Raw genomic sequence first — 8,471 nt, forward strand, 5'->3', positions numbered from 1 at the left:
CTCGCGCAGCGAGCGAACCCGGAATCTGGAGCTTGCTTGAACGAGATTTCGGGTTCGTGCTGGAGCGCGCCCCGAAATTGGCGAATCACGTCCCCGCAACGAAGAACGACGCGAGCCGGGTCTGAATATTGTCCGCAATTTCCTGCGCGGCGCGGTCTTCGGCGTCACGGAAGGCACGGGAGCGAGCGAAGCGCTGATAGGAGCCCGGCATGTCGTAGGAGACGCGGGCAAAGGTGCTGCCGTTCAGCACCGATTTGTTGCTCGCAATCTCGATCAGCGTGTACTGCGCGTCGATGCCAAAGTTCTCACTGGTCGGCAGCGCGGTGTTGGGATCGACCAGCACCGAGGAGCGGCTAGTGGTGAACTTCAGGACCAGCCGGTGCGTCGGCGGCATGCCGGTGGCGTTGCCGTAGAGCTTGAACGCCAGCGCGTTGCGGATTTCGACGCCGATTCGGGCCTCGCGGGAGCCGTTGGGCTTGTCGACCGGCGGCACCTCGACGCCCATCAGCTTCTCGCGCAAATCGGGCGTGCCGTCGGTGTGCTCGGCATACATGGGCTGAAAGCAGCCGGCCGTCAGCGCCGCCAGAGCGACCACGGCCAGCAGCCGAGCGGCCACGCGCGTTTTAGCCAACCACATTCACGATCCTCATGGGAACGATAATGACCTTGCGGACAGCTTTGCCGCCCAGCGCGGCTTTTACCGCATCGAGCGCCAAAACGGCAGCCTCAATTTCCGGATTTTGGGCGGTCTTGGCCACCGTCACCTCGCCCCGCTTCTTGCCGTTCACCTGGACCACCAGTGTGACCGTGTCTTCAACCAGCAAATCGCGTTCGATTTGCGGCCAATTGGCCTCCGATATCAAGCCGGACTGGCCCAGCACCTGCCAACACTCCTCAGCCAGATGCGGCATCATCGGAGCGAAGAGCTGCACGAGAATCAGTGCGGCCTCCCGGACAGCCCAGCGGAGGTCGGCCGTTGGCTGACCCTGCCTCGCCAACGCGTCGGCCAGCGCATTGGCGAATTCGCGGATATGGGCCAGGCAAACGTTGAAATGCAGCCGCTCGATGCCGCCGGACACCTTGTCCAGGGCACTGTGGGCGGCCTTGCGCAAAGCTGTGGCCTCAGGACCGAAGCTTTGCGGCCGGTCCGCCGGCGCATTCCTGGCAATCTCGGCTGATTCGCTCACCAGCCGCCACAGCCGCTGTACGAACCGCGCCGCCCCCTGCACCCGTTCGTCGCTCCAGATCACGTCGCGATCGGGCGGCGAATCCGACAGCATGAACCAGCGCGCGACGTCGGCGCCATAAGTCGCGATGATGTCGTCGGGGTCGACGGTGTTCTTCTTCGACTTCGACATCTTCTCGATCGAGCCGATCGTGACCTCTTCGCCGGTGTCGATCGTAAAGGCACGGCGGCCGTCGGCGCCGGTCTCGATCCTGACATCGGCGGGCATGACGTAAGAGCCGTCAGGCTTCTGGTAGGTCTCGTGCACCACCATGCCCTGCGTGAACATTCCGGCGAACGGCTCGTCCATGCCTATGTGACCGGTCGCCTTCATCGCGCGGATGAAGAAACGGCTGTAGAGCAGGTGCAAGATCGCATGCTCGACGCCGCCGATATATTGGTCGACCGGCATCAGCCGATCGACCACGGGCCGCGTGGTCGGGCTGTTCTCGTTCCAGGGATCGGTGAAGCGCGCAAAGTACCAGGACGAATCGACGAACGTGTCCATGGTGTCGGTTTCGCGCTGTGCCTTGCCGCCGCATTTCGGGCAGATGACATGCTTCCATGTCGGGTGATGGTCGAGCGCATTGCCCGGCCTATCGAACGTCGCATCTTCCGGCAGCGTCACCGGCAGGTCCTTCTCCGGCACCGGCACGACGTCGCATTTCTCGCAGTGGATCACCGGGATCGGGCAACCCCAATAGCGCTGCCGCGAGATGCCCCAATCGCGCAGGCGGAAATTCACCTGGCGTTCGCCGACCGGTGCGTTGCCGCGCAGCTCGCTTTCCAGACGCTTGGCGACTTCTTCCTTCGCCTGCTCGATCGTCATGCCGTCGAGGAAGCGCGAATTGATCATGCGGCCATCGCCATCATAGGCCGTATCCGTGATCACGAATGTCTTGGGATCCTGACCTTCGGGGCAGACCACCGGCGTATTGCCGAGCCCATATTTATTGACGAAGTCCAGGTCGCGCTGATCGTGCGCGGGGCAGCCGAAGATCGCGCCGGTGCCATATTCCATCAGCACGAAATTGGCGACATAGACCGGCAGCTTCCAGCTCGGATCGAACGGATGGATGGCGCGGATGCCGGTGTCAAAACCCTGCTTCTCCGCGGTGTCGATGATCTCCTGCGCCGTGCCGATGCGTTTGATCTCGGCGATGAACTCGGCCAGCTTAGGATCCTTACCGGCCGCGGCCTGGGCGAGCGGATGATCGGCCGAAATCGCCATGAACTTGGCGCCGAACAGCGTGTCGGGCCGCGTCGTGAAAATCTTCAGCTCGGTCTCGCCGGCGGGCGTCGTCGCGGGGTCAAGCGCGAAGCGGACGAGCAGGCCTTCCGAACGGCCGATCCAGTTGCGCTGCATCAGCCGCACCTTGTCCGGCCAGCGGTCGAGCGTGTCGATCGCGTCGAGCAGCTCCTGGGCGTATTTGGTGATCTTGAACACCCACTGGTTCATCTCGCGCTGTTCGACGATCGCGCCCGAGCGCCAGCCGCGGCCATCGATCACCTGCTCGTTGGCGAGCACGGTCATGTCGACCGGATCCCAGTTCACCTTGCGCTTCTCGCGCTCGGCGAGGCCTGCGCGGAGGAAATTCAAAAACAGCTTCTGCTGATGCTTGTAGTAAGAGGGATCGCAGGTCGCGAATTCGCGTGACCAGTCCAGCGACAGACCGATCGAACGGAGCTGCTTCTTCATCGCAGCGATGTTGTCGTAGGTCCACTGCTTGGGCGCGATCTTGCGCTCGATCGCGGCGTTCTCCGCCGGCAGGCCGAAGGCGTCCCAGCCCATCGGGTGGATCACGTTGAATCCCTTGGCGCGCATATAGCGGGCCAGCACGTCGCCGAGCGTGTAGTTGCGGACATGGCCGATATGGATGCGCCCGGACGGGTAGGGGAACATCTCGAGCACGTAATATTTCGGCCGCGGATCGTCGTTCTTGGAGGCGAAGATCGCCTGTTCGTCCCACTGGCGCTGCCAGCGCGGCTCGGCTTCGCGGGCGTTGTAACGTTCGGAACTCATCAAATCGCAGGCTTTTTTGTGGATTCGGGGCCGTCGTAAAGACGGCGGACTGGTGCCGCCGACCTGAAGTTCCTGCACAGATTGCTGCGAGTCCGCAACAGGAACTTCAATTCGAAAAAGCGGCACCAGATCAATTAGGGATCGGTAGTGCGCCTCTTACTTTCGAAGTTCGTGTTCGGACTTGCAGCAAGCGACCACGAACTTCGAAAGCGGCGCACTACGCCACGAAAACGGCCGGGGGGTCAACGCCTAACGCGTTCAAAAGCTGCCGGGCGGGGTCGCTTCAGCTTGCGATGGCGATACCGTTGCCGCCGCTGGGGCGCCCAAAACCGTGCTCGACCACGGTGTTGCGGCCGCGGTGTTTGGCGGCATAGAGCGCGGCATCGGCCGCCTCGATGAGCTCGCCCGGGTCCTGGCTGTCGCTCGGGGTGGTGCAGGCCACGCCGACGCTGACGGTGACACATTGATGGAGCGAGGTCCGGTGCGGCAGCTCCAGGTCCTGCACCGACGCGCGCACCAGTTCGCCAACCTCGCGCGCCCGGTCCGCGGTTGCATTCGGGAGCAGCAGGCAGAACTCCTCGCCGCCGTATCGCCCCGCAAATCCCATGGTTTCCGTGGCGATCGCCGCAAGAGTCTCGCCGAGCTTGGTCAGGCAGGCATCGCCTTCGCGATGACCATAGGTGTCGTTGTAAAGCTTGAAATGATCGACATCGATCATCAAGAGCGACAGCTCGCAGCCATATTGCTGGGCCTTCATCCATTCAAAATCCAGCCGGCTCTGGAAGCCGCGCCGGTTGGCGAGCCCCGACAGCATGTCGATCGAGGCGATCACGGTGAGGCGGTCGTTGGTTGCGAGCAACTCGCGCTCGCGCTGGCTCAGTTTTGCCGCCATCGCGTTGAATGCACGGGCGAGCGGTACGAATTCGGACGGAAGGTGATCGCGCGTGGCGCGCGCCGACCAGTCGCCGTGGCCGAAGCGTTTTGCCGTCCCCGCCAGGATCTGGATCGGCTGCACGATCAGCTTTTCCGCGGCGATCAGTGCGCCCAAGAGCACGAACAGGCTGACGAAGCCGAGCTGGAGATAAGCGGTCCTGATGTCGCGATCGATCGCCGCGGTGGCCTGGTCCTCGTCATTGCTGACGATCAGGCGTGCGCCGGTTCCGGCGATTCGCGCAAAGCTGATCGCGCGTTTCGAGCCGTCCGCGGCGGTGAAGGAAAGCGAGCCTTCGTCCTCGTTCGACGTCAGGGCCGGCTCCGCGATCGCGGACAGGAGCGGCACCTCATCCAGCGACTTACCGACCAACTGCGCTGGATTCGAAGGCGCCGCGACCACGGTTCCGTTGCTGTCCACCAGCACGGCCGAAACGCCAGGCCGCCGGCCGAGATTGCTCATCACCTTCGACATCCAGTCGAGATTGACTGAAGCGAGCACCATAGCATCGTTCTCGCTATTGAGCGCCGCGACCGGATAGGCCGCCATCACCATGGGGACGTGACTTTGTCTCCCAAGGAGGAAATCGCTGAAGACGAAGTCGCGAGTCTCTCGGGCCTTCTTGTAATAGGCCCGATCACTCATGTCGGCGCCGACAGCGGTGTTGCTGGTCGAGCACTGCACGCGTCCGTCACCGCCGACGATCAAGATATTGCGGATCCAGGGCAGGTTGGTTGGCAGGCTCGCGCGCAGCATGTCGCAACTCTTGCCGATGCCGCCGACGGAGGCGCGGATATAGGCGGCGGACTTCAGCACGGTCTCGACCGAGGAGATCACTTCGCGTTCGGTGTCGGCGCTGTGCTTGGCGAGACTGGAGAATTCGGCCGCGGCGGCCGCGATCTGCTTGGCCCGCGCATCTTCCAGCGAACGGGCGCGTTCCAGCATCAGGGGCGCAACCAGGATCACCGCAAGCAGTGCGAGCCGCGCGCGGATGCCTAAGAGCTGCTTGAGTTTCGCTCGTTTACGGTTGAAACTGACGCGAGACATCTTCTTTCCCCTACCCCCAAGCGAGGGTACCGGGAATGGTTCAAGAAGCCTTTCCCGAACTCGGTAAAATTAGAGCTACCCCGTAGAACTACGAGCTTCTCGATCCATGACGCCTGATCATTCGTCCGCTGTAACTCCGCATTCACCAAGTGCACTTGCCCAAGTCGAAGCCGAGATCGCGCGTGCCTGCGCGGAGGCCGGGCGCGATCGCGCTTCAGTCACCCTGATTGCGGTCTCGAAAACGTTCGGCGCAGAGCGCATTGTGCCGACAATCGAGGCCGGACAGTGCGTTTTCGGCGAAAATCGCGTGCAGGAGGCCAAGGCCAAGTGGCCAGGGTTAACGGCGTCTTACCCCGATATCGTGCTGCATCTGATCGGACCCTTGCAATCGAACAAGGCCAAGGAAGCGGTGGCGCTGTTCCATGCGATCCATTCGGTCGACCGTCCAAGTGTTTGCCAGGCGTTAGCCAAGGAAATCGAATCTCAGAAAAAACACCCCGAATTATTTGTCCAGATCAACACCGGCGAGGAGCCGCAGAAGGCCGGCGTCGCGCCGGCGCAGGCCGATGCCTTTATTGCGAGCTGTCGCAAGGATTATGGTCTGACCATTTCGGGCCTGATGTGCATTCCGCCGATGAACGAGGCGCCGGCGCCGCACTTTGCGCTGACCGCGAAGATCGCCATGCGCAATGGTTTGCAGAAGCTTTCGATGGGCATGAGCGCGGATTTCGCCGTCGCGATCAAATTCGGCGCCACGCATGTGCGCGTCGGCTCGGCGATCTTCGGACACCGTTAGTCGTTTGCGTTGGTGCGGCGACGATCGAGAAACGTGCCTTACCCGATGATGATTTTTGTTCGCGGCGACAGGCGCCGCAAGAGCTGCAGCATGGCCGCCTTGCTCATCGAGATACAACCCGCCGTTGGGCCAAAATTGTCGCGCGCCAGATGCAGGAACACTGCGCTGCCGCGGCCGGCGATGCGCGGACGCGTGTTGTGGTCGATTTCGATGATAAAATCGTAGAGATGATCCTCGCGCGCCAGCCGGTCGCCGCCGCGCCCCGGCGCCAGGCGCAGCGGCCGATTGTAGTGCCGGTCGGTGGGGTCCTCGCACCAGGCGTCATCGCCGCGGATCGGCCGCACCGGCAAAAAGCTCCGCGGCCGCGCGCCGCGGTCGGCGCGCCACCAGACGCGCCTAGGCCGGAACGTGCCCTTGGGAGTCCCGCCGTCGCCCTCGCGCTTGTTGGCCACAATGCCGCCACGGCCGAGCGCGACCGGGATGGTGAGCCCCCCTCCGGTGAGCCAGCCGCGGCGGGGATCGCTCGCAGCCGTGCGAATCGACACAAGGGAAAGTGGCCGATCACGCCAGAATTTATCATAAGTGATTGGAATCGCCTGCTTTTTCATGGAAATTTTCGATGCTGCATAGTGCCCCTGCATTACAGGACATTCATCTGAATGGCCCTCCATTCTGGAGTAAGGTGTAAATCGACTTGTGAATCGGTGGCGGCCGCCTACTTCAACATGTATCCACTGGAGGTGGCCTACCGTAACCGGGCCGGTCGAAAGCTGTTTGCTCCCGCCGCGGCCCCATAGAGGATGTACCCATGGCCAATGCCCGCAAGATCCTAATCGTGGATGACGATACCGATCTGCGCGATACGTTGGTGGAGCAATTGTCGCTGCACGACGAGTTCGAAGCCTCTGCCGTCGATACTGGTGCCAAGGGCGCCAGCGCCGCGAAGGCTAATTCACCCGATCTGGTCTTGATGGATGTCGGCCTGCCCGATACCGACGGGCGCGAAGTGGTGCGCTCCTTGCGCAAGGGTGGTTTCAAGGCTCCCATCATCATGCTGACGGGGCATGATACCGACTCGGACACGATTCTCGGCCTCGAATCCGGCGCCAACGATTATGTGGCCAAGCCATTTCGGTTCGCCGTGCTGCTGGCCCGCATCCGCGCGCAGCTCCGTCAGCACGAGGCCAGTGAAGACGCGGTATTTTCGGTCGGCCCCTATAGTTTCCGACCCGGTTCGAAGATGTTGACCAGCGCCAATGCCAGAAAGGTACGGCTGACGGAGAAAGAGACCGCGATTTTGCGCTTTCTTTACCGCGCAGGCCAGTTGCCGGTCTCGCGCGAGACGCTGTTGCAAGAAGTGTGGGGTTACAATTCGGGCGTCACCACCCACACGCTGGAAACCCATATCTACCGGCTCCGCCAGAAGATCGAGAAGGATGCCGCCAATCCGGAGATCCTGGTAACGGAGGCCGGTGGCTACAAGTTGGTGCCGTGATACGTTCGGGATACCGAATCGTCGAAACGTGTCCCCGATCAGCGGTCCTGAATGTCGATCGAAGATGATGTGGCCCTGCTCGAGCGGGTGCCGACGCTGCGCCTGTTGGGAAGCGCCGCGCTGCGCATGCTGGCGATCGGCTCCGAGCAACGTGACGTGGCGCGCGGCGATACGCTTTTCAAGCAGGGCGACGAAGCCGATTGCGGCTATGTCGTCCAGCGCGGGGCGTTGCGTGTCCAGGACAACAGCGGCGCGGAGATGACCGCAGGCCCGGGCTCCCTGATTGGCGAGCTCGCGCTGGTGGTGGCGATGCGCCGCCCCTCGACCGCCACCGCGCTGGAGCATTCCACCGTCATTCGCATCGCGCGCAGCCTGTTTCAGCGCGTGCTGGAAAGCGATCCCGCGGCTGCCCTCCGCCTGCGCGACGAATTCGCCAACCGCTCCGCCCAGATCGCGAGCGATATTCTGATGGCCGGCGCGAAGCTCAATACGTAGCGCCGTCGCGCCGCTCGGGTCTTTGTCTGATTCAATTGTCAAACAGCCAAGCTTCTGGTCATTCCGAGGCCTCATGGCTCGAAACGCGCTGCGCGCTCCTCACCATGAGGGTCTTGCTTCGTGCTGCGCCTGACGCCTCATCTCGAGGAGCCGCCAACGGGTCCGCGCAAAGCGCGGCCCGATGATAAATTCCGCGGCGTCTCGAAGGATGGGCCACGGGTCACGCTGCCGCACGTTCGCATTCTCGCGACGAAATTCGCCCGAGCTTTGCAATCACCATCACCCTCCGTAGAGAACAGAGGGCGCAGGGAAGGCCGGGTGGCCGCTGCACCCGGGGCCTCCGCGCAAAAAAATTTGCGCGAAGCGCGCGTTGACCACAGGTACAGGCGGTGATCACACCGGCCTTCCCTGCGCGAGTGGTTTACGGCTTACTTCGTGCTCTTCCCGGTGAACCAGGCT

General features: G+C 62.7%; 7 protein-coding genes. 3 read left to right on the forward strand and 4 right to left on the reverse strand.

Features of this window, described 5'->3' with window-relative positions; translation table 11 throughout:
* Positions 1–85 precede the first annotated feature (85 nt).
* The 3 genes from lptE to F758_RS0132725 form a co-directional block, all read right to left on the reverse strand.
* Positions 86–637, reverse strand: a complete 552-nt coding sequence (gene lptE, locus F758_RS0132715; protein ID WP_024511840.1) for an LPS assembly lipoprotein LptE — start codon at positions 635–637, stop codon at positions 86–88.
* Positions 624–3,248 carry a leucine--tRNA ligase gene (leuS, locus tag F758_RS0132720; RefSeq protein WP_024511841.1) on the reverse strand — a complete coding sequence of 875 codons (2,625 nt, stop codon included), beginning with the start codon at positions 3,246–3,248 and terminating at the stop codon, positions 624–626. Before leuS ends, lptE begins: the two co-directional genes overlap by 14 nt.
* Positions 3,249–3,531: 283 nt before the next feature.
* The gene (locus F758_RS0132725) at positions 3,532–5,226 is read right to left on the reverse strand and encodes a sensor domain-containing diguanylate cyclase (RefSeq protein ID WP_024511842.1); all 1,695 of its coding nucleotides are present in this window, start codon (positions 5,224–5,226) and stop codon (positions 3,532–3,534) included.
* Between the two features lie 106 nt (positions 5,227–5,332).
* Between F758_RS0132725 and F758_RS0132730 the strand changes: the two genes are divergently transcribed.
* Positions 5,333–6,022, forward strand: coding sequence for a YggS family pyridoxal phosphate-dependent enzyme (locus tag F758_RS0132730; protein WP_024511843.1), 690 nt, complete (start codon positions 5,333–5,335; stop codon positions 6,020–6,022).
* Between the two features lie 38 nt (positions 6,023–6,060).
* On the opposite strand, the gene F758_RS0132735 is transcribed toward F758_RS0132730, so the two are convergent.
* Entirely contained in the window at positions 6,061–6,630 is a 570-nt protein-coding gene (locus F758_RS0132735) for a L,D-transpeptidase family protein (protein WP_024511844.1), read from the reverse strand.
* 200 nt (positions 6,631–6,830) lie between these two features.
* Here F758_RS0132735 and F758_RS0132740 point away from each other — a divergent pair, with 200 nt between their 5' ends.
* Positions 6,831–7,517, forward strand: coding sequence for a response regulator transcription factor (locus tag F758_RS0132740; RefSeq protein WP_024511845.1), 687 nt, complete (start codon positions 6,831–6,833; stop codon positions 7,515–7,517).
* A 51-nt stretch (positions 7,518–7,568) separates the two neighbouring features.
* Entirely contained in the window at positions 7,569–8,012 is a 444-nt protein-coding gene (locus F758_RS0132745; RefSeq protein WP_024511846.1) for a cyclic nucleotide-binding domain-containing protein, read from the forward strand.
* Positions 8,013–8,471: the final 459 nt, after the last annotated feature.

This window comes from Bradyrhizobium sp. ARR65 (assembly GCF_000472385.1).
In the GTDB taxonomy this organism is placed as follows: domain Bacteria; phylum Pseudomonadota; class Alphaproteobacteria; order Rhizobiales; family Xanthobacteraceae; genus Bradyrhizobium.

Coding starts and splice junctions, on each gene's coding strand:
- lptE (WP_024511840.1), bottom strand. CDS start 637: ATGTGGTTGGCTAAAACGCGCGTGGCCGCTCGGCTGCTGGCCGTGGTC.
- leuS (WP_024511841.1), bottom strand. CDS start 3,248: ATGAGTTCCGAACGTTACAACGCCCGCGAAGCCGAGCCGCGCTGGCAG.
- F758_RS0132725 (WP_024511842.1), bottom strand. CDS start 5,226: ATGTCTCGCGTCAGTTTCAACCGTAAACGAGCGAAACTCAAGCAGCTC.
- F758_RS0132730 (WP_024511843.1), top strand. CDS start 5,333: ATGACGCCTGATCATTCGTCCGCTGTAACTCCGCATTCACCAAGTGCA.
- F758_RS0132735 (WP_024511844.1), bottom strand. CDS start 6,630: ATGAAAAAGCAGGCGATTCCAATCACTTATGATAAATTCTGGCGTGAT.
- F758_RS0132740 (WP_024511845.1), top strand. CDS start 6,831: ATGGCCAATGCCCGCAAGATCCTAATCGTGGATGACGATACCGATCTG.
- F758_RS0132745 (WP_024511846.1), top strand. CDS start 7,569: ATGTCGATCGAAGATGATGTGGCCCTGCTCGAGCGGGTGCCGACGCTG.